Source organism: Nonomuraea sp. K271, assembly GCF_009908215.1.
Taxonomy (GTDB): domain Bacteria; phylum Actinomycetota; class Actinomycetes; order Streptosporangiales; family Streptosporangiaceae; genus Nonomuraea; species Nonomuraea longispora.
The window spans coordinates 1-20,420 of the sequence record NZ_JAAAHR010000100.1 but is presented as its reverse complement, the minus strand read 5'-3'; the positions used below and the strand labels follow the sequence as shown (position 1 = coordinate 20,420).

At 70.8% G+C, this 20,420-nt stretch carries 20 protein-coding genes; 10 read left to right on the top strand and 10 right to left on the bottom strand.

The features are described from left to right. Positions 1 to 94: 94 nt before the first annotated feature. Positions 95 to 514 (top strand): hypothetical protein, encoded by a 420-nt coding sequence (locus tag GUY59_RS29065; protein ID WP_138204491.1) that lies wholly within the window; start codon positions 95 to 97, stop codon positions 512 to 514. Here GUY59_RS29065 and GUY59_RS29060 read toward each other — a convergent pair. Next, entirely contained in the window at positions 511 to 2,373 is a 1,863-nt protein-coding gene (locus GUY59_RS29060) for an ABC transporter ATP-binding protein (RefSeq protein WP_132339246.1), read from the bottom strand. The two genes, GUY59_RS29065 and GUY59_RS29060, sit on opposite strands and share 4 nt — an antisense overlap. Then, positions 2,370 to 4,154, bottom strand: coding sequence for an ABC transporter ATP-binding protein (locus GUY59_RS29055; protein ID WP_236667606.1), 1,785 nt, complete (start codon positions 4,152 to 4,154; stop codon positions 2,370 to 2,372). The genes GUY59_RS29060 and GUY59_RS29055 overlap by 4 nt, the downstream gene beginning before the upstream one ends. A 169-nt stretch (positions 4,155 to 4,323) precedes the next feature. Here GUY59_RS29055 and GUY59_RS29050 point away from each other — a divergent pair, with 169 nt between their 5' ends. After that, the gene (locus GUY59_RS29050; RefSeq protein WP_171055511.1) at positions 4,324 to 4,803 is read left to right on the top strand and encodes a nucleoside deaminase; all 480 of its coding nucleotides are present in this window, start codon (positions 4,324 to 4,326) and stop codon (positions 4,801 to 4,803) included. Positions 4,804 to 4,856: 53 nt separating this feature from the next. On the opposite strand, the gene GUY59_RS50895 is transcribed toward GUY59_RS29050, so the two are convergent. Next, positions 4,857 to 5,312: a transglycosylase SLT domain-containing protein gene (locus GUY59_RS50895; RefSeq protein WP_201761472.1), complete on the bottom strand. Its 456-nt coding sequence runs from the start codon at positions 5,310 to 5,312 to the stop codon at positions 4,857 to 4,859. Between the two features lie 456 nt (positions 5,313 to 5,768). Here GUY59_RS50895 and GUY59_RS29040 point away from each other — a divergent pair, with 456 nt between their 5' ends. Continuing rightward, entirely contained in the window at positions 5,769 to 6,254 is a 486-nt protein-coding gene (locus GUY59_RS29040) for a glutathione peroxidase (RefSeq protein WP_138204489.1), read from the top strand. A gap of 140 nt (positions 6,255 to 6,394) precedes the next feature. Next, complete coding sequence (locus GUY59_RS29035; RefSeq protein WP_138204487.1) at positions 6,395 to 7,525, top strand: hypothetical protein; 1,131 nt, start codon at positions 6,395 to 6,397, stop codon at positions 7,523 to 7,525. 13 nt (positions 7,526 to 7,538) lie between these two features. Here GUY59_RS29035 and GUY59_RS29030 read toward each other — a convergent pair whose 3' ends face one another. Further along, positions 7,539 to 8,597, bottom strand: a complete 1,059-nt coding sequence (locus tag GUY59_RS29030; protein ID WP_138204485.1) for a LacI family DNA-binding transcriptional regulator — start codon at positions 8,595 to 8,597, stop codon at positions 7,539 to 7,541. Between the two features lie 179 nt (positions 8,598 to 8,776). On the opposite strand from GUY59_RS29030, the gene GUY59_RS29025 reads away from it, so the two are divergent. Continuing rightward, complete coding sequence (locus GUY59_RS29025) at positions 8,777 to 9,991, top strand: ABC transporter ATP-binding protein (protein WP_138204483.1); 1,215 nt, start codon at positions 8,777 to 8,779, stop codon at positions 9,989 to 9,991. 130 nt (positions 9,992 to 10,121) lie between these two features. Here the strand turns inward: GUY59_RS29025 and GUY59_RS29020 are convergent, their stop codons facing one another. Next, positions 10,122 to 10,871, bottom strand: coding sequence for an SDR family NAD(P)-dependent oxidoreductase (locus tag GUY59_RS29020; RefSeq protein WP_138204481.1), 750 nt, complete (start codon positions 10,869 to 10,871; stop codon positions 10,122 to 10,124). A gap of 34 nt (positions 10,872 to 10,905) precedes the next feature. On the opposite strand from GUY59_RS29020, the gene GUY59_RS29015 reads away from it, so the two are divergent. After that, the gene (locus tag GUY59_RS29015; RefSeq protein WP_252375107.1) at positions 10,906 to 12,060 is read left to right on the top strand and encodes a PQQ-dependent sugar dehydrogenase; all 1,155 of its coding nucleotides are present in this window, start codon (positions 10,906 to 10,908) and stop codon (positions 12,058 to 12,060) included. Here GUY59_RS29015 and GUY59_RS29010 read toward each other — a convergent pair. Then, complete coding sequence (locus GUY59_RS29010) at positions 12,039 to 12,395, bottom strand: carboxymuconolactone decarboxylase family protein (RefSeq protein ID WP_201761471.1); 357 nt, start codon at positions 12,393 to 12,395, stop codon at positions 12,039 to 12,041. The two genes, GUY59_RS29015 and GUY59_RS29010, sit on opposite strands and share 22 nt — an antisense overlap. Positions 12,396 to 12,493: 98 nt before the next feature. Beyond that, a complete protein-coding gene (locus tag GUY59_RS29005; protein WP_212746263.1) occupies positions 12,494 to 13,666 on the bottom strand; it encodes a TerC family protein in 1,173 nt (390 codons plus the stop codon). Between the two features lie 133 nt (positions 13,667 to 13,799). Here GUY59_RS29005 and GUY59_RS29000 point away from each other — a divergent pair, with 133 nt between their 5' ends. The 3 genes from GUY59_RS29000 (at position 13,800) to glnII (ending at position 16,557) form a co-directional block, all read left to right on the top strand. Beyond that, positions 13,800 to 14,912 carry an NAD(P)/FAD-dependent oxidoreductase gene (locus tag GUY59_RS29000; RefSeq protein ID WP_138204477.1) on the top strand — a complete coding sequence of 371 codons (1,113 nt, stop codon included), beginning with the start codon at positions 13,800 to 13,802 and terminating at the stop codon, positions 14,910 to 14,912. Positions 14,913 to 14,966: 54 nt separating this feature from the next. Next, on the top strand, positions 14,967 to 15,437 hold the full coding sequence (locus tag GUY59_RS28995; protein ID WP_201761470.1) for a hypothetical protein: 471 nt from the start codon (positions 14,967 to 14,969) through the stop codon (positions 15,435 to 15,437). Positions 15,438 to 15,537: 100 nt separating this feature from the next. Beyond that, positions 15,538 to 16,557 (top strand): glutamine synthetase, encoded by a 1,020-nt coding sequence (gene glnII, locus GUY59_RS28990; protein ID WP_138204475.1) that lies wholly within the window; start codon positions 15,538 to 15,540, stop codon positions 16,555 to 16,557. 49 nt (positions 16,558 to 16,606) lie between these two features. Here glnII and GUY59_RS28985 read toward each other — a convergent pair whose 3' ends face one another. From GUY59_RS28985 to GUY59_RS28975, 3 genes are all read right to left on the bottom strand, one after another. Beyond that, complete coding sequence (locus GUY59_RS28985; protein ID WP_138204473.1) at positions 16,607 to 18,145, bottom strand: aldehyde dehydrogenase family protein; 1,539 nt, start codon at positions 18,143 to 18,145, stop codon at positions 16,607 to 16,609. Positions 18,146 to 18,217: 72 nt separating this feature from the next. Beyond that, positions 18,218 to 19,096: an aminoglycoside phosphotransferase family protein gene (locus tag GUY59_RS28980; RefSeq protein WP_201761469.1), complete on the bottom strand. Its 879-nt coding sequence runs from the start codon at positions 19,094 to 19,096 to the stop codon at positions 18,218 to 18,220. A gap of 192 nt (positions 19,097 to 19,288) precedes the next feature. Then, positions 19,289 to 19,834 carry a cupin domain-containing protein gene (locus GUY59_RS28975; protein ID WP_330849227.1) on the bottom strand — a complete coding sequence of 182 codons (546 nt, stop codon included), beginning with the start codon at positions 19,832 to 19,834 and terminating at the stop codon, positions 19,289 to 19,291. A 158-nt stretch (positions 19,835 to 19,992) separates the two neighbouring features. Here GUY59_RS28975 and GUY59_RS28970 point away from each other — a divergent pair. Beyond that, on the top strand, positions 19,993 to 20,420 hold a 428-nt coding region (locus GUY59_RS28970; protein WP_201761468.1), incomplete at its 3' end, for an SWIM zinc finger family protein.

The following is a 20,420-nucleotide window of genomic DNA, read 5'->3' as shown; positions in this document are numbered from 1 at the left end:
TAGCGTTCGGCGTCACAAAGGCTCGCCTTGTAGGGCGTACGGGACCGGACGGACACTCGGGTCCGACACCGATCCGCAGCCGGGGGTGGTCTTGGTGCCCGATGGTTTCGACACCCGTGAGATGTGGCCGTTCGCGTGCCTGTGCTGCCGGTACGTCTGGGAGGAGCAGTTCGTCGTCAGACACCTGGCGGACTCCCACGGCAACACGGCCGAGATCTGGCTCAGTGCCGGAGTCCGCGTGCAGCCGCCCTGGTCGGGGGCGCGCTGCCCCGGCTGCGGCGCGTACGACGTGACCTCGTTCCCCTTCGGGCACCTGGCCCGCCATCCGGAGCTGGTGGCCGTGCCGGACGAGCCGCCGCCGGTGTTCGTGCCCGCCGACCGGCCGGGCATGGCGCCCGCTGATCGCGCGCGCCTGCCCGGCAGGCTGATGATCGCGGTGGGCGTGCCGCTGGCCGCGTTCGTCGCGTACGAGCTGTACACCGCGTTCGCAGCGGCGGCACGCCCGCACCACTAGCTCAGGCTGTCGAGCCACGCCTGGTGCAGGCCCGCGTAGCGGCCGGAGGCGGCGATGAGCCGGGCCGGCGAACCGTCCTCGACGACCTCGCCGCGCTCCATCACCAGCACCCGGTCGGCGATCTCCACCGTCGACAGCCGGTGCGCGATGATCAGCGCCGTCCTGTCGGAGAGGATCGTGCGCAGCGCGCGCTGGACGAGCCGTTCGCTGGGCACGTCGAGGCTGGAGGTGGCCTCGTCGAGGATGAGCACGGCCGGGTCGGCGAGGAACGCCCTGGCGAACGCGACGAGCTGCCGCTGGCCGGCCGACATGCGGCCGCCCCGCTTGCCCACCTCGGTGTCGTAGCCGTCGGGCAGGCTCGCGATGAACTCGTGCGCGCCGATCGCCTTGGCGGCCTCGCGCACCTGCCGGTCGGTCGCGTCGGGGCTGCCGAACCTGATGTTGTCGGCGACCGTGCCGCTGAACAGGAAGTTCTCCTGCGTGACCATGACCACGGCCTGACGCAGGGTGGGCTCGTCCAGCGTGCGCAGGTCGACGCCGTCGAGCAGCACGCGGCCCTCGGTGGGGTCGTAGAAGCGGGAGATCAGCTTGGCCAGCGTCGTCTTGCCCGCGCCCGTCGCGCCGACCAGGGCGACGCTCTGCCCGGCCGGGATCGTCAGGTCGAGGCGGGGCAGGATCGGCATCTCCTCGACGTAGGCGAATCTGACGGCCTCGAAATGCACCTTGCCGCGCGCTCCGCCCGGCGGCAGCGCCGCGGGCTCGCGCGGTTCGGGCACGGACGGCTCCTCCTCCAGCACGCCGGACAGCTTCTCCAGCGCCGCGCCCGCCGACTGCAGGGTGTTGTAGAACTGGCTGACCTCCTGCATCGGCTCGTAGAACTGGCGCAGGTAGAGCAGGAACGCCGCCAGCACGCCGACCTTGACGTCGCCGTGCAGCGCCAGCCAGCCGCCGTAGAGCAGCACGCCGCCGATCGTCAGGTTGCCGATGAGCTTGATGCCCGTCATGAACGTGGCGCCGAGCTGCATGCTGCGGGCGTTCGCGCCGCGGAAGTCGTCGTTGAGCTGCTCGAAGATCTCCTGGTTGCGCGGCTCCCTGCGGAAGGCCTGCACGGCGCGGATGCCGGTCATCGACTCCACGAAGTGCACGATCACCAGCGCCACCGTCTCGCGCGTACGCCGGTAGACGATCGCCGACTGCCGGCGGAACCACTTCGTGAACAGCAGCAGGAACGGCAGCGGGACCAGCGCCACCAGGCCGAGGTGCACGTCGAGCACCAGCAGCAGCACCGCCGTGCCCGCCATGGTCAGCACGGCCTTGACCAGCGCGTCGAACCCCGACTGCAGCAGTTCGGCGATGGCCTCGATGTCGGAGGTCAGCCGCGAGATGACCCGCCCGGAGGTGTACTGCTCGTGGAAGCTCAGCGACAGGCGCTGGAAGTGGTCGAACACCCTCCTGCGCAGCTCCAGCAGGACGCCCTGGCCGATCCGCCCCGACAGGCGCAGGAACGCCTGCCGGGTGATCGCCTGCGTCACGGCCGCGGCCAGGATCACCCCGACCACGGTCAGCAGGACCGCGGGGCCGGATCCCTGCCGGAGGGGCGGGATGCCGGAGTCGATGCCGACGGAGACCAGGAACGGGATCGAGAGGCCGGCCGCGTTCGAGACCACGATGATCGCGATCAGCAGCGCGATCTTCTTCCGGTACGGCCTCAGCAGGTTGCCCAGCAGCCGCCGGGAGCGCGCCCGCAGCAGGACGGAGACCTTCTCCGACAGCTCGTCCTGGTCCTCGGAGGCGACGCCGCGCCAGGACGTGGCTCCGGGCGCGTTCTGCGGGGGCGGCGGGGTGGTGGTCGTGGTCATCGCAGTGCCCCTTCCGACGCGCCGTCGAAGTCGGCGTCCTGGGCGAGCAGCTCGCGGTATTCGGGCACCTGGGCAAGCAGCTCGTGATGCTGCCCGACGTGCGTGATCGTGCCGTCGCGCAGCAGTGCCACCTTGTCGGCCAGCAGCACGGTGGAGGCGCGATGGGCGACCACGATGCCGGTCGCCTCGCGCAGCACGTGCCGCAGCGCCTCTTCCACCAGGGCCTCGGTCTCGACGTCGAGCGCGGACAGGGTGTCGTCGAGGACCAGGATGCGCGGTTTGCTCAGCACCGCCCTGGCCAGGGCGAGCCGCTGCCGCTGCCCGCCGGACAACGACAGGCCCTGCTCGCCGATGCGGGTGTCGAGGCCCCATGGCAGGTCGTGGACGAACATGGCCTGCGCGGTCTGGATGGCGGCGGCGAGCTCGTCCTCGGTGGCGTCGCGCCGGCCGAGCATGAGGTTCTCGCGCACGCTCATCGAGAACAGCGTCGGCTCCTCGAACGCGGTGGCGACCACCTGGCGCAGCGTCGTCAGCTTGAGGTCGCGTACGTCCTGCCCGTCGATCGTGACCCGGCCGGAGGTGGGGTCGAGCAGGCGGGGCACCAGCGCGGTCAGCGTGGTCTTGCCCGCCCCGGTCGCGCCCACGACGGCGACCGTCTCGCCGGGCTTGACCTCCAGCCAGACGTCGCGCAGCACCGGCTCGTCGGAGTCGGGGAACCGGAACCCCACCCCTTCGAAGCGCAGGTGGCCCCGGGGCCGCTCGATGGTCTCGGTGCCGCCCTCGATGGCGGGGACGGTGTCCATGACCTCCATGAGGCGGTCGGCGGACGTCATGGCCTCCTGGGCCATGGCGAGGATGTAGCCGAGGCTCGCGATCGGCCACACGAGCTGCAACATCAGCGTGGTGAACGCGACGAGCGCGCCCAGCGTCAGCTCGCCCGAGCCGACGGCCAGCGCCCCGAGCAGCAGGACGAGGGCCAGCGTGATGTTGGGGATGATCTCCAGGAAGGAGAAGAACCTGGCCGACAGGCGCACCTTGGACATCGAGGTGTCGTACACCTTGAGCGCGGCGTCGTCGTAGCGGTCGTAGACGTGGTGGCGGCGGCCGAACGCCTTGATGGTGCGGATGCCGAGCGCGGACTCCTCGACGAGCGTGGCGAGGTCGCCCTGCTCGTCCTGCACTTGGCGGGAGATCTTGATGTAGCGCTTCTCGAAGCGCAACGACGTCCAGATGATCGGCACGGACGAGGCCAGCACCAGCAGCCCGAGCGGCCAGTACTTGTTGAGCAGCAGCACGGTCACCGTGATCAGCTGCAGGATGTTCATGACCAGGAAGAGCATGCCGAAGCCGAGGAAACGGCGGATCGTCGACAGGTCGGTGGTCGCCCGGGATAACAGCTGCCCCGACTGCCAGTCGCCGTGGAAGCCCATGGGCAGGCGCTGCAGGTGCCCGTAGAGGTCGTCGCGGATGCGGGTCTCCAGGCCGAGCACCGGTTTGACCTGGGCCCACCGCCTGAAAAAGATCAGCAGGGCTTCGACCACGCCGACGCCGATCGCGAGCAGGCCGAGGGGGAGCAGCCCGGAGGAGTCACCGTGGGCCACGGGGCCGTCGATGACCTGCTCGCTGATGAGCGGGAGCGCGAGGCCGGCGCCGATGCCGACGAGCGCGGCCAGCCAGATGAGGACCAGTCTGGCGACGTAGGGGCGGAGGTAGGACTTCATCCGCCACAGGGAGTTGGAGGACAGCAGGGGACGGCGAGGTTTGTGCGTATCGGGAGGCATCCCATCTAGGCTAATACGTCGGATCAACAGATTTTCTGTGGCCTGGAGGTGGGGTTCACGTTTCTGACGTGGGAAAACGTGAATGACCATGCACGCTTCGACGGTGCATCACTTTTGTTGTGGTCTGTTGGGGAATGTGTCTCTAGGCTGCTCCACTTTGCGAGGACGCGTGATCGACAGTACGGAACTGCCCCACCTGCGCCGCTGCGTCGAGCTGGCCAGGCAGGCGCTCGAGGAGGGTGACGAACCGTTCGGCTCGGTGCTCGTCTCCGGCGACGGCGCCGCTCTGGCGGAGGACCACAACCGGGTGGCCTCGGGCGATCGCACCCGCCATCCTGAGTTCGAGCTGGCGCGCTGGTCGGCGGCGAACATGACGCCGGAGGAACGCGCCGCCGCCACCGTCTACACCTCGGGCGAGCACTGCCCGATGTGCGCCGCCGCGCACGCCTGGGTGGGGCTGGGGCGGATCGTGTACGTCGCGTCGTCGCGGCAGCTGACCGGCTGGCTGAGCGAGTGGGGCGTGCCGCCGCCTCCGGTGCGTACGCTGCCGGTCAACGAGGTCGCGCCGGGAGTGACGGTGGAGGGGCCGGTGCCCGAGCTGGCCGACGAGGTCCGCGAGCTGCATCGCCGCTGCCACACCGGGTCCTGACCTGTGCCCGGCGCAGGCAGGGCACCCGGTGCGCCCGGGTGCCCTTCCCGCCTCTAGTACCAGTTGTGCGATCTGAAGTGACCCCAGGCGCCGCAAGGTCGGCCGTACCTCCCCTTGATGTATGCCAGGCCCCACCGGATCTGCGTCTCGGGGTTGGACCGCCAGTCGCTGCCCGCGCCCCGCATCTTGCCCGCGGGCAGCGCCTGCGGGATGCCGTACGCTCCGGACGAACGGTTACGGGCCCGGTGGTTCCAGTTGCTCTCCTTGGTCCACAGGTTGTCCAGGCAACGGAACTCCTTGAGGTTCCACGACCGCTGGACGACGTGTCCCAGAGCGATCCGCTTGTTCCTGCTGGCAGGTTTCTCAGGTGTGATCTTGGGTTGCGCTGTCGTGGTCCAGACCCGGGTCTTGATCGGAGGCGCTGACTCCGCCCGGGCGGGCGTGCCACCGAACGCGGTGAGCGCGGTGACGGAGATGAGAGTGCTGCTGAGCGCGCGTTTGCTGTCCAATTCGGTCCTTGCTGTCGGGTCGCGTGCGGACAGGCGCGCTGGCGGCGCCCACTGCCGTCCGCGTCCGTGGCTCGGACGTGGAGAGTCCGCGTGGCCCTCCGGGATTCCGTTGCACCGCCCGATCGTGCTGGGCGGCCCGGAGTGCGCCGCGACGTGTCCTCTAGCACGATTCCTATTACGCTGCGTAACCGTGGGTCATACGTCGCGACACGGCGTGGACAGGTGTTTGTGCCACCGTTACGGAGAAAGGGGCCGCTCGCTGGACCGGGTTTGCCCGCCCCGTCGCGCATATGGGGTTCGCTTGCCGGAAAAGGCGGTCAATCCTGAGGTTTGGCCCTGGGCCGGGGGTGGGAGGGGGCTCTTCTCCGCGGCGACGGCGCGGCGTGCCGTCCGTCCGCCCGAAGGAACCGAGAAGGCGAAAAGTCCCCGCCCGCGCCGTTCTGTAGGGTCGGGGCCATGAGTATCAGCGACATTCCGCTCCGCACCCTCGACGACGCCCCCACTACGCTCCGTGACCTCACGGCGGGCAGGGCCGCACTGATCGTCAACGTGGCCTCCCGGTGCGGCCTCACCCCGCAGTACGCCGGTCTGGTCAAGCTCCACCAGGAGTACGGCCCGCGCGGCTTCACGGTGATCGGCATGCCCTGCAACCAGTTCGCCGGCCAGGAGCCGGGCACGGCGGAGGAGATCCGGGAGTTCTGCGCGGCGAACTACGGCGTCGACTTCCCGCTACTGGCCAAGGCCGACGTCAACGGCCCGGGCCGCCACCCGCTCTACGCCGAGCTCACCCGGACGCCCGACGCCGATGGCGAGGCGGGCGACGTTCAGTGGAACTTCGAGAAGTTCCTGGTGGACCGGGAGGGTGCGGTCGCCGGCCGTTTCCGCCCCCGCACCGAGCCGGAGGACCCGGCCCTAGCCTCGGCCGTCGAGAAGCTGCTGTAGGCGCCCGCCGGGGAGCCGGCCAGGCAGGACGTCATCGCATGTGTCATTCGAGATGAAAAGTCCGAATACACGTGTAGTGTTCGCATGGCTGCGGTAGGTAATCGGGTGAGCCGGCCTGATGTTCCGCAGGGAGTTTCGCGATGACGATCAATCCGTACGCAGGATCGCCCTCCAGCTACGTGTCCGAACCGGCCGCGGCCCCGTACTCGATCGTCGAGTTGATGCCCGGCGTGCGCAACCTGTGCGAATACGTCAGGCTGGTCCCCGGCGAACGGGTGCTGCTGCTCATGGAGCACACCGTCGACCCCGTCGTCGTGCAGGCCATCGCCGCCGGAGCGGCCTTCCGCGGGGCCGACGTGCGCATCCTGTCCGTCGCGCCGTTCAGCGCCGGCGGCTGGGACAGGGACGCGCCGCTGCAGATCGAGACGGCCGCCTTCCACGAGGCCGACGTCGTGATCAGCGGCACCTGGTGGGGCGAGGTGCACACCGCGCCGCTGTTCTTCGACCAGATCAAGTCCCGCTCCGCTCGCTTCCTGTCGCTGCACATGACCGCCACGGCCGGCGCGCTGCTCACCGGCGGCCGGCTGCCCGCAGAGGTGTTCTACGCGCTGCTGCGCCGGGCGCTGCGGCAGTTGTCGGGCGCCGGGCGGATCCGGGTGACGTCCGGGCCGGGGACCGACGTGACGTTCTCCGGCCTGACCTTCGACCCCGACCCGGGCGCGTTGCGGCCCGGCGACTGGCGGCCCTTCCCGTACGGCGGCGCGAACTTCTGGCCCGCCGACACCGAAGGCGTGATCACGATCGAGGACAGCACGGTCACCGGCGTGCCCGAGGAGCCCGTGCGCCTCACCCTCGAAGGCAACCTGGTCCGCAAGATCGAGGGCGGGTCGGGGGCCGAGCGGCTGCGGCGCTACGCGCCCGAGGGCTTCTACATGCGCCACGGCCTGATCGGGCTGAACCCGAAGGTGCGGATCGCCGGGGGCACCCAGTTCGAGCGGGAGAAGCACGCCGGAGCCTTCTACTGCGGCATCGACGGCCTGACCGGCGGCGAGCCCGTCACCACCGGCCCCGGCTTCGCGCACTGCGACTGCCAGATGGACCGGCCCACCGTCACGGTGGACGGCGAGCTCTTCATCGAGCAGGGGCGGCTGCTGCTGCTCGACGAGCCGGAGATCCAGGAGGTGGCCGCGCGGTTCGGCCCGCCGGAGGTCGTCCTCGACGACAACCCGGTGATGATCCTGCCCCGGCGCTACGCGGGCCTGCCCGCGTAGCGCGCGAGCCCGGTCAGCGGCGGGGGCCGCAACTGCCCCTGACGATGAGCTCCGTCGGCAGCACCACGCTCCGCGCCCTCCTGGTGCCCGCGCGCAGCACGAGCTCCGCCGCCCGGTAGCCCATGTCGCGCCCCGGCTGCGCGATCACCGTGAGAGGCGGCGAGCACAACTCCGCCCAGGGCACGTCGTCGTACATGACGAGTGACACGTCCTTCGGCACCCTCAGGTCGAGCTCCCTGGCGGCCAGCACGGCTGCCTCCCCGAGCACGTTGCCCCCCGCCACCACGGCGGACAGGTCGGGGCGGCTCTGGAAGAGGCCGGAGGCGGCGGCGTACGCGGAGTCGCGGCTGCCGGTGCCGAACACGATCAGCTCCTCGTCCACCGGCTCGCCGACGGCGGCCCTGAAGGCGTCGGCGCGGCCGTCGTGGCCGGGTCCGCCGAGGAAGGCGATGCGCTTGTGGCCGAGGCCCCGCAGGTAGCGGACGGCCGTACGGATGCCCGCCCGGTCGTCGGCCACCACGGCCGGCACGTCGAGCTGCCGGGCCGGGGGAGCGGGCGGCAGGCCGTCGAGGGTCATGAGGTCGCCCACGGCGGACGGCCCGGTGCCGTCGGGGGAGGCCTGGGAGGGCAGCCGGTCGGCGAAGATCACGGTCATGCCCGCTCGCATCGCCGGTGTCCACGTTTCCGCGTCTCCCGACGGGACCGCTATCAGGCGGTCTACGCTCTGTTCGATGAGCATGCCGATCAGGTCGGCCTCCTGCTCGGGGTCGCCGCCCGTCGAGCCCAGCACCACGGGCTCGCCCGCCGAGCGGGCGCAGGCCAGCACGCCCTCCGCCAACTGCCCGTAGAAGGTGTCGGTCAGGTCGGGGACGAGCAGGCCCATGCCGCCCGTGCGGCGCTGGCGCAGGTTGCGGCCGAGCGCGCTGGGACGGTAGTCGAGCTGGGCGGCGGCGGCCAGGACGCGCTCCCGCGCGGCGGCGCTCGCCGAGCCACCCGACAACACCCGGGAGACGGTCGCGACGCCCACGCCGGCCGCCTCGGCCACATCCTTGATCGTCGCCCGCCTGCCCATGGAAACGATTCCATCATGGTTTCCAGGAATCGGGAAGGGCGGCATGCCGACAACGGCTGGTCACGCTGTAACCCTTGACACCGATGTCCGTTTCGGGTGAGATGCTTGAAAACGTATCCACCCGAGTGGGCACACGGAACCAACATCCGGGCCACAGCCCTGGAGCGCGAAGGAATGTCATGGCATCCATCGTTCTGACGAACGTCGACAAGATCTACGCCGGTGGCGTGAAGGCCGTGAACGGGCTCAACCTTGAGATCAGGGATGGTGAGTTCATGGTGCTGGTCGGTCCGTCCGGTTGCGGTAAGTCGACCGCGCTCCGGATGATCGCAGGCCTGGAGGACATCAGCGGCGGCGAGATCTCGATCGGCGAGAAGGTCGTCAACCACCTCCCGCCCAAGGACCGCGACATCGCGATGGTCTTCCAGAACTACGCGCTCTACCCGCACATGACGGTCGAGGAGAACCTCGCCTTCGGCCTCAAGCTGCGCAAGATGCCGAAGCCCGAGATCCAGAAGCGCGTCGGCGAGGCGGCCAAGATGCTCGGCCTCGAGCCCTACCTCAAGCGCAAGCCGGCCGCCCTGTCCGGTGGTCAGCGCCAGCGGGTCGCGATGGGCCGCGCCATCGTGCGTGAGCCGCAGGCCTTCCTCATGGACGAGCCGCTGTCCAACCTCGACGCCAAGCTCCGCGTCTCCATGCGCGCCTCGCTCAACACGCTGCACGAGCGCCTCGGCGTCACCACGGTGTACGTCACCCACGACCAGGTCGAAGCCATGACCCTCGGCGATCGGGTCTGCGTGCTGCGCGACGGCATTCTCCAGCAGGTCGACACCCCGCAGAACCTGTTCGACAACCCGGTGAACCTGTTCGTGGCCGGGTTCATGGGATCGCCCGCGATGAACTTCGTCACCGCCGAGCTCGTCCGCGGCGACGACGGCGCCGCGGTCGCCTTCGCCGACGTCAAGCTGTCGATCCCCGAGTCGACCTTCACCGACAAGCCCGGCCTCGACCAGTACATCGGCAAGAAGATCATCCTGGGCATCCGCCCGTCCGACTTCGAGGACTCCGGCTCGGCCGGCAGCCACGCCGACGGCTGGGCCACGCTGCCGGTCAAGGTGGAGGTCACCGAGGAGCTGGGCTCCGAGATCAACGTGCTGTTCCTCATCGACGCCCCGCCGGTCGAGCACAAGGACACAGTGGCCGCCGCCGACTCCGGTGAGGACGAGGAGGCGACGCTGCCGCTCGTGGGCGACAAGTCCCTGTGGACTGCGCGCGTCAACGCCCGCAGCCACGCGCGCTCCGGCCAGAACCTCGACCTGGTCGTCGACACGCACAACCTGCACTTCTTCGACACGGCCTCCGGCCTGGCCATCGGCCACGAGGCCAACCGCTGAGTCTCCCTCAGTCTCCGATTCCCGGCCGTGAGCCCGCTCACGGCCGTCCGGGCCCCCACCGCGACCCCCTCCCGCGGTGGGGGCCCGCCCTTTCGGCCCGCCCTTCTGGCCCGGGTCGGCTTGGCTGGGGTCAGCGGCCGATCCTGGCCGACACCATGGCCTGCACCCTGCGCGGCACCAGCCGGCCGACCGCGACGACGACCTTGTAGCGCAGGCTCGGGATCGACACGCTCTTGCTCAGCGCCAGGTCGCGCATCGCCCCGCGGACCACGTCGTCGGCCTTCAGCCACAGCGGCCCGGGGATGCCCGAAGAGTCCATCCCGGCGCGCTGGTGAAACTCGGTCCGCACGAAACCGGGACACAACGCCATGATCCTGATGCGCGGGTGGCCCACCATGTGCGCCGCCGCCTCGCTGAAGCTGACCACCCACGCCTTGGAGGCGCCGTAGGTGCCGCGGGTGAAGAACGCCGCCGCGGACGCCACGTTGACGATCGCGCCCCTGCCGCGCTTCCGCATCGCGGGCAGTGCGGCCAGCGTCAGCCGCAGGACCGCCTCGCAGTGCACCTTGAGCATGCGCAGCTCGTCCGCGACCGGCGCCTCGGGGAAGCTGCCGGCGTTGCCGAACCCCGCGTTGTTCACGAGCAGGTCCACCCCGTCGCGCAGCCGGGACTCCACCCTCGCGATCCCTTCGTCGCTCGCCAGGTCGGCGGCCAGCACCTCTACCTCGACGCCGTAGCGGAGCCGGAGCTGCTCGGCGGTCCTGGCGAGCCGCAGCTCGTCGCGGGCGACGAGGACGAGTGAGAAGGCGTCGGCGGCCAGGCGCCTGGCGAAGGCGGCGCCGATGCCGGCCGTCGCGCCCGTGATCAATGCGGTAGGCATGCCTGAACACTAACGTTCATGACAGGATGACGGCGTGCGCCCCCTCATGGCCGTGCTCCTTGTCGTGGCCCTCACCGCGTGCTCGGGCGAGGCCGCCTCGCCCGGCCCCTCCGCAGCAACGGCCCGCCCGACTTCCACCGGCACCCCGACCCCGTCGGCGACCGCGAGCGACACGCCGGCCGAGCGCGGCAGGCTGCGGTTCGCGAAGATCGGCGAGTTCGACAAACCCGTCGCGTTCGCCGTGCGCGAGGGCGACGACCGCCTCTACGTCGCCGAGCAGAGCGGCAGGCTGCGCACCTCCGCCGGCGACACGGTGATCGACCTGTCCGGCGAGGTGAGCAGCGGCAACGAGCAAGGGCTGCTCGGCGTGGCGTTCCATCCCAGCGGGCGGTGGGTCTACCTCGACTGGACCGACGCCCAGGGCGGCACCCACGTCACCGAATGGGCCTACGACGGTTCCAAGGCGACGGCCAGACGCGACGTGCTCACCCAGGAGCAGCCGTTCGCCAACCACAACGGCGGCCAGCTCGCCTTCGGGCCCGACGGCCACCTCTACATCGCGCTCGGCGACGGCGGTGGCGCGGGCGACCCCCTCGGCAACGGCCAGAAGCTCGGCACGCTGCTCGGCAAGATCCTGCGCATCGATCCGCGCGGAGACCCGTACACGATCCCCAAGGACAACCCTTTCGCCGGCAGGAAGGGCGCGAAGGGCGAGATCTGGGCGTACGGGCTGCGCAACCCCTGGCGGTTCGCCTTCGACCGCGAGACCGGCGACCTGTGGATCGGCGACGTCGGCCAGAACGAGTGGGAGGAGGTCGACCACCAGCCGGCCGGCTCCAAGGGCGGCGAGAACTACGGCTGGAGCCTGCGCGAGGGCAAGGAACGTTTCCACGGCGGCAAAGGCGACGACCTGACCGAACCGGTGATCGTCTACCCGCTGGGCGAGGACGGCAACTGCTCGGTGATCGCCGGGCCCGTCTACCGCGGCAAGAAGATCCCCTGGCTGCGGGGACACTTCCTGTACGGCGACTTCTGCGCCGGCTGGATCAAGGCCGCCCCCGCCGGCACGCCCGGCGAGGCGGCGGAGGTCGGCGAGGTCGAGCAGCTGTCGTCGTTCGGCGAGGGGCACGACGGCGAGGTCTACGCTCTCAGCCTGCAGGGCCCTCTCTACAGGATCGACCCCGCCTGACCGCCGCACCCTGGCGGGTCGCCGGCCGGGTTGTCCCTCACCTGCTCGATCAGCTCCTCCACCTGGCCGTTCAGCCTGGCGCCCCGGATCCACCCGGCGTAGTGGGTGAGAAAGATCACCACCTCACGCAGCTCAGGCTCGGTGAGGTCGCCCGTACGCAGCGCGGCGTCGAGCTGGACGTCCGTCATCGTGTCCAGCCCCTGCCCGACCGAAAGTCCGAGAAGGAGCAGGCGACGTTCCCTGTCCGACAGGGCCGTCCTCGACCACACCTCGGCGAACTGGCGCTCGGCCATCATGCCGAAGGAGTCGACGGTCTCCATGGCGGGGTCTGTCATCGCGCGCTCCCGGTGGTCGCAAGGGATTCTCACATCTTTCGCTACCTCTTGAGTTGAGCCAATGGGGGTTGCATGAACGTTGCACCGCGCGGGAGGGGTCAGGCTCGGTCGTGCTCCTCGTGAGCGCGGCGCAGGAGCGTCATGAGGCTCTCCTCCTCGCGTACCCACCGCTTGTGCTTCTCCGGCAGGCTCCTGAGCTGCGCCTCCTCGTGGAGCAGCCGCTGGTAGAGGTGCTCGCGCACCTCCGGGTCGCGCTCCACCTCCAGATACTCCTGCGCGTGCCGCCGCGCGGCGGAAACCGCGTTCTGCGCCCGCCCGCGTCCGCTGACGAGGGAGGCCACCACGGTCACGATCAGCACGCCGATGATCACCAGCAGGGACACCCCGGTGCCGATCTCGACGACCGGCACCGGCTCGCCGTCGTTGACGAACGGCACGTTGTTCTCGTGCAGGGCGTGCAGGATCAGCTTCACGCCGATGAAGGCGAGGATGACGGCCAGCCCGTACGACAGGTAGATCAGCCGGTCGAGCAGGCCGTCGAGGAGGAAGTAGAGCTGCCTGAGCCCCATCAGGGAGAACGCGGTGGCGGTGAAGACGATGTAGACGTTCTGGGTCAGGCCGAAGATCGCCGGGATGGAGTCGAGGGCGAAGAGGATGTCGGTGCCGGCGAGGGCGGCCATGACGAGCATCATCGGCGTCATCACCCGCCGGCCGTTCTCGACGGTGAACAACCTGTCGCCCTCGTACGTGTCCGACGCCGGCAGCCACCTGCGGGCCAGGCGGACCATGACGTTGTCGGAGGCGTGACTCTCCTCGCCCTCGGGCTTGAGCAGGTTGCCCGCCGTGAGCAGCAGGATGAGGCCGAACACGTAGAACACCCAGGCGAACCGGTCGATCAGCGTCGCCCCGAGCCAGATGAAGCCGCTCCGCGCGATCAGCGAGAACACGATGCCGAACAGCAGCACCTTCTGCTGGCCCGCCCGCGGCACCTTGAAGCCGGACAGGATGACGAGGAAGACGAACAGGTTGTCGACCGACAGCGCCTTCTCCGTGACGTAGCCGGCGAAATACTCCGCTCCGGGGTCGGAACCGCCGAAGATCCACACGCCCACGCCGAACAGCAGGGCGATGCCGACGTACAGGGCCGACCAGAAGGTCGCCTCGCGCAGGGTGGGGATGTGCGCTTTGCGTACGTGGAAGACGAAGTCGAACAGCAGCAGGCCGGCGATCACAAGGATCGTCAGCCACCACACCGCGGTGGGTACGTCCACTCCGGGCTCCCTCTCTGCGGGCCGTCGCGAGAGCGACTCGGGGGGCGGGACTCGTAACCTGGCAAGAGCTACCCGATCGCGCCGCCGATAAGCTGACGAAAAGCCCGCCGGCAAAGACAACGGAAAGGACGTCGTGTCCCAGCACCGTGTGATCGTCATCGGCAGCGGCATCGCGGGCGTGAGCGCCGCCTTCGCCCTCGCCCGCCGCGGCGCGGCCGTCACGGTCGTGGACGCCGCGCTCGCCGGGCAGGCGACGGCCGCGAGCGCGGGCATCATCTCGCCCTGGGCCTCCTCCGCCGACGGCCCCCTCTACGACCTGTACGCGGCGGGCGCGGTCTTCTATCCTCGGCTCATCGAGCTGCTCGCCGAGGCGGGCGTCGAGCGTACCGACTACCGTCGGGTGGGCGCGCTCATCGTCAGCGCGGACCCGGCGCGGCTGGCCGAGGCGCAGGCCCGCGTCGAGGCGCGCGCCCGCACGGCGGGCGGAGCCGTGGGCGACGTGCGGCGCATCGGCAACGACGACGTGCGCGCGCTGTGCCCGGTGCTGGCCCGCGACCTGGAGGGCGTGTTCGTCTCGGGCGGCGGCCGGGTGGACGGGCGCACCCTGCGCGACGCGCTCCTCGCGGGAGCGGAGCACCACGGCGCGGTCCACGTGCGGGAGAAGGCGGTGCTGCGGCCGCGCCCGCACGGCGCTCCCCTTGTCGAGGCGGGCTCCGGCACGCTGGAGGCCGACGACGTCGTGGTGGCGTCGGGAGCCTGGGCCAACGACCTGCTCGCGCCGTTCGGCACGCGCCTGGCCGTCGAGCCGCAGCGCGGCCAGATCACCCACCTGCGGCTGGACGGCGTCGACACGAGCGGCTGGCCGTCGGTCAACCCGCTGTCGCACCACTACCTGGTCGCGTTCGACGATTCGCGGGTCGCGGCTGGCGCGACGCGCGAGACAGGCAGCGGCTTCGACGCGCGTGTGACGGCCGAGGGACAGCGGCAGGTGCTGTCCGACGCGCTCGGGATCGCGCCCGGTCTGGCCGACGCCACGCTCATCGAGACCCGGGTGGGGCTGCGGCCGCTCGCCGACGGCGCGCTTCCGGCAGTGGGCGCGCTGCCGGGCGTGCCGGGTCTGCACGTCGTGACCGGGTTCGGGGCGGTGGGGCTGACGATGGCGCCATACACGGGCGACCTCCTGGCGCGGTCGATCCTGGAGCGGAGCACTCCCGCCGAGCTCGCCGCCTTCGCGCCATCCGCGTAGGAAAGCGGCGTGCGGGGCGTCGAACCGGCGCGGGCCCGCCGACGTTCTAGGGATGTGCATCGACTCGCTCTCATCGCCGCCCTGTTCGCCGTCGCGCTGAGCGGATGTTCGGACGGGAGCGAGTGCACGGCGATAGGCACCCCGGTCGGCGTGTCGGTACGGGTGAAGGCGCCGATCGCCGCCTCGGCGGAGACCGCCGAGATGCAGGTGTGCTGGGACGGCGCGTGCAAGCCTGCCCGTGCCGAGCTCCGCGTGTCCCAGGAGACGGGAGAGGGCGGTTGCGATGGCGACACCTGCGAGGCGACCGCGGTCCCCACGGACGACAAGGTCGGTTTCGCCACGGTGCCGGGGTTGCCGAAACAGCCGGTGGAGGTGCGGCTGACGCTCAGGGGGTCAGAGCCGGTGGCCGAGCACACGCTCACGGTCACCCCGAAGGGTCGTTTCCCGAACGGCCCTGAATGCGGGGAAGGCGGCCCGAACGTCGTCCTGACGGTGGAGGCCGACGGCACCGTGCGGGAGAGCTGATGACCTGCGGTGATTAACACGGCGTTCACATACGGGCAAAAATCGGGAAACGGCCGTCCGTAAGACTCGGCGTGGCTGAAAGAACCCCGAAAGGACCGCCGTGAGCTACAAGGCTGAGTACATCTGGATCGACGGCACCGAGCCCACGGCTCTGCTGCGCTCGAAGACGAAGATCCTTTCCGACGGGGTCGAGCCTCCGGTCTGGGGCTTCGACGGCTCCAGCACCAACCAGGCCAAGGGGCACGCGTCCGACCGCGTGCTGCGCCCGGTGTTCACCTGCCCCGACCCGATCCGCGGCGGCGGCAACGTCCTCGTGTTGTGCGAGGTCGAGGAGACCGACGGCGAGCCCCACGCGAGCAACACCCGCGCCCTGCTCCGCCCGGTCGCCGAGCAGTACGCCGAGCAGGACTCCTGGTTCGGCATCGAGCAGGAGTACACCTTCTTCAAGGGCAGCCGCCCGCTCGGCTTCCCCGAGGGCGGCTTCCCCGCGCCGCAGGGGCACTACTACTGCGGTGTCGGCGCCGAGGCCGTGTTCGGCCGCGACATCGTGGAGCTCCACCTCGACCGCTGCCTCGCCGCCGGCCTGAAGATCTCCGGGATCAACGCCGAGGTCATGCCCGGCCAGTGGGAGTTCCAGGTCGGCCCGGCGGGTCCGGTCGAGGTCGCCGACCACCTGTGGGTCGCCCGTTACCTGCTCTACCGGACGGCCGAGGAGTTCGGCGTGGAGGCCACGCTCGACGCCAAGCCCGCCCGCGGCGACTGGAACGGCGCCGGCGCGCACACCAACTTCTCCACCCGCGCCATGCGCGAGGGCTACGACGCCATCATCACCGCCTGCGAGGCGCTCGGCGAGGGCGACAAGCCGATGGAGCACGTCGCCGAGTACGGGGCCGACATCGAGCTGCGCCTGACCGGCCACCACGAGACCGCCCCGTGGAACAAGTACACCTATGGCGTCTCCGACCGCGGCGCGTCCGTCCGCATCCCGTGGCAGGTCGAGGTGGACAAGAAGGGGTACATCGAGGACCGCCGCCCCAACGCCAACATCGACCCGTACGTGGTCACCCGCCTGCTGGTGGGCACCTGCTGCGCCGCCCTGGAGAAGGCCGGCCAGGTCTGACCTCGCGCGCGTGACCGGGGGCTCCTCGCGGGGGAGCCCCCGTGCGCATTCATGGCAGGCGAAAGTCCAGGTCCGGCTCGATCTCCGCGACGTCCATCTGAGCCTTCTGCAGCTTGCCCGAATGGTCCCAGTTCATGGACTGCCAGCGGGTGAACTGGTCGAGCACCCACATGCCCGACTGGCGGCTGCCGTTGCCGGACTTGCCGTTGCCGCCGAACGGCAGGTGCGCCTCCGCGCCGGACGTCGAGTTGTTGACGCTGACCATGCCGGCCGAGATGCCCTCGCGGAAACGGAAGGCGTGCTTGGCGTTCGTGGTGTAGATGGAGCTCGACAGGCCGTAGCCGGGGAGGTTGGCGAGCTCGATGGCCTCGTCGAGCGTGGCGAACGAGGTCACGCCCACGATCGGGCCGAACGTCTCCTCCAGGAACAACCGGTCACCCGGCTGGATGCCGTCGACGATGACCGGGTGGTAGTAGAGGCCCTCGCCGCCGTCGAAGCCGCCGCGCGGGTTGTCCTTCGTGATCCGCCCGACATTTCCTGACACGACCTGGTGGTGGGGCTGGAGCCAGGTCAGGTACTCCTCGTACCGGTCGGCGAACTTCTGGTCGAGCAGCGGGCCCGCCAGAACGTCGCCCGCCGGGTCGCCGATCGCGGCCGCGTTCAGCGCCCGCGCGAACCGCTCGACGAACTCGTCGTGCACGCTCTCGTGCACGATGACCGTGCCGAGGCTGGTGCACCGCTGGCCCGCCGTGCCGAAGCCCGAGAACAGCGCCCCCTCGACCGCCAGGTCCAGCTCGGCGTCCGGCATGATCACCATGGGGTTCTTGCCGCCCAGCTCCAGGCAGGCCGACTGCAGGTGCCGCCCCGCCAGCTCGCCGATCTTCCTGCCCACCTCGCTGGAGCCGGTGAAGCCGACCTTGTGCACCGTGCCCTCACCTAGGGCCAGCTCCAGTCCGTCGAAGGTGCCGGCGCCGTCGGCGAACACGATGTTCAGCACGCCGTCGGGCAGGCCCGCGGCCGTGAACAGCCGGAACATGGCCTCCGCGGAGGCGGCGGCGTACTCGGCGGGCTTCCAGACCACGGCGTTGCCGCAGAGCAGGGCCGGCACCAGATACCACGAAGGCACGGCGACCGGGAAGTTGCCCGCGGTGACGACCGCCGCCACGCCGATCGGGTTGCGGAAGGTGAACAAATTCTTGTCGGGCATCTCCGACGGGACCGTCTGGCCGTACAACCTGCGCCCTTCCCCGAGGAAGAAGTCGCACGTGTCGACGATCTCGCGGACCTCGCCCAGCGCCTCGGCGTACGGCTTGCCGATCTCCTCGGTCACCAGCCGCGCCAGCCGCTCGGCGTTCGCCTCCACCAGCCGCCCGATGGAGGCGACCACGCGGCCGCGCACGGGAGCCGGCACCCTGGCCCACTCGCGCTGGGCCTCCTTGGCGGTGCGGCAGGCGGCGGCGAACGTGCCCGCGTCGGCCAGCCCGACCCGGGCCACGACCTCGCCCGTGCGGGCGGGGTTCAGCGATGTGTACGTGCCGGCGGCGGCGGCTTCCTTGCCACCGACCACGGAAACGATCTGACGGCTCACCGGTGCCCTCCTCATAGTTCCTCCGGACAGACAATCATCTCGCCGGAAAAAACCCAAGAAGACCCCCGGTTGTCAGCTGTTCAGCACGGCGTCGATCACGTGCCGCGCGTTGGCGGCGATCGAGGGATTGGTGCGGGTGTAGTAGGGGAGCTGGATCAGCGCCATCGACAACGCCCAGCCGCGCCCGCGGGCCCACATCGCGTCGTCGGCTTCCACCGCGTCGCGGAAGGTCCGCCGGGCGGCGGGCGGCAGCAGGTTCCAGGCCGGGATCAGGTCGCAGGCGGGGTCGCCCACGCCTGCGGTCGCGAAGTCGATCACCGCGGTGAGCCGGCCGTCTGCGACCAGCAAGTTGGCGGGCATCAGATCGGAGTGCACCCACACGGGCGGGCCCGTCCACCCGGGAGCCCGCAGCGCCTCCTCCCACGCCGCGGTCGCCGCCCCGGTGTCGATCATCCCCTCCAGCTCGCCGATCGCGGCCCGCGTGTGGGCGTCCACCGCCGACAGCGGACCCTGCCGGTAGGCGACCGGCCCGTCGGGCAGGCCGACGCGACGGAACGCGGCCACGAACCCCGCCAGGTCCTTCGCCAGCGACTCGGCGTCGTCGAGGCGGGCGGGGTCGGGGCTGACGCCGTCGAGCCAGCGGTAGACGTACCACGGCCAGGGGAAACCCTCGGCGGGCTCGCCCAGGCCGAGCACCGTCGGGATGGCGGCGGGCAGCAGCGGGGCGAGCCTCGGCAGCCAGTGGTGTTCCTTGGCCACGTCGTCGACGCCCCACGCGACGCGCGGCAGGCGTACGGCGAGGTCGTCCCCCAGCCGGAAGATCGCGTTGACCGTGCCGCCCGAGGGGAACGGCTCGACGGGCAGGCCAGCCCACTGCGGGAACTGGCCGGCCACCAGCCGGCGGACGAGCCCGGCGTCGATGTCGAGCTCCTCGGCATGCATCTTGCCCATGGGCACCTTTCTCGTGTCGAACGGGGCCCATACCAGCGTTCCCGGCCCCGGTCCGTCAACTGGATTACCGGCCGCGCGCGTGCCGCGGCACCGGCTCCGCGATCCGGCGCGGCAACCCTGGCGAGCAGGTCCCCGGATGAAGCGAATGTCCCCTGAAAGGCAGCCATGGCCATCACGACCGGCGCGGGACGGTCAGGCCGTGAAGTCGGCGAAGTCGAAGCCCGGCGACACGATGCAGCTCACCAGCACCGGTTCGTCGCCCGCGGGCCGCGCCGACTGCCACACCCCACCGGGCACGACGGCCTGCGGCACCTCGCCGCGTTCGACGTCGGGCCCGAGCGTGACCGTGTCGTCCCCGATGGTCAGGCTCAGCGGCCCGCCGCGGTGCCACAACCACACCTCGTCCGACCTCACCGCGTGGGGCACCGACCGCTCACCCGGCTGGAGCAGGAAGTAGATGCCGGTCGCGCCGGCCCGCGGCCCCGGATAGCCGTCCGGCCGGAACGTGACCGCCGACCGCCACGTCTCCCTGAACCAGCCGCCTTCGGGGTGGGGAAGCAGGTCGAGGGCCTCGGCGACGGGCGGCCGCTCGACGAACGCCACCGGGGCGCCCGTCACGTCCCTGCGCAGGAAGCGGTTGCCGTCGAGGACGAGCTGCCCGTCGAGCCGGCTGGCCAGCGCCTCGGCCTCGTCGGCCACCTGGACGGACGGGCCGCTGGGGTAGATCCTTAGCTCCACCCGGCCAAGCCTATGGCCATGCGAGGGCGTGCCGCTGGGGCGGGCCCGTCCGTCCGGCGCGGGCCCCGGATGGTCCGTTCGCACCTTTCCGGCCGGTGCTTTCGGAGATCTCCCGGACTCGGGGCGAAATGTCGGTCGAGCTGGCTAGTCTGCGGCAGGTGATCGAACGGTGGAGCCGTGACCAGGTGCTCGCTCTGGCCCCCGACGCCTCCTCCCAGAAGGCGGCCCAAGGGCTGGCGGCGGCTGGGAAGTGGTCGTCGCGCGGCACGACGGGCACGGTGCTCCACGGCGCGTGCAAGGGGAGCGGGGCCGAGCTCTACCTGACCTGTGTCGACCTCACCGAGCCCGCCTACCGATGCGGCTGCCCGAGCCGTAAGTTCCCGTGCAAGCACACACTCGGGCTGCTGCTCCTGTGGTCCGCCGGCGAGGTTCCCGCGGAGGAGGCGGCGCCGCGGTGGGTGACCGAGTGGGTGGAGACCCGTGCCGAGCGGGCGAGCCGGCCGGCGGCCAGGAGCGAGGCCGCCGGCCGGCGGCCGGTTGACGACTCCGGGCGGCCCCGGGACGGGCACTCCGCCGGGGAGGAGGC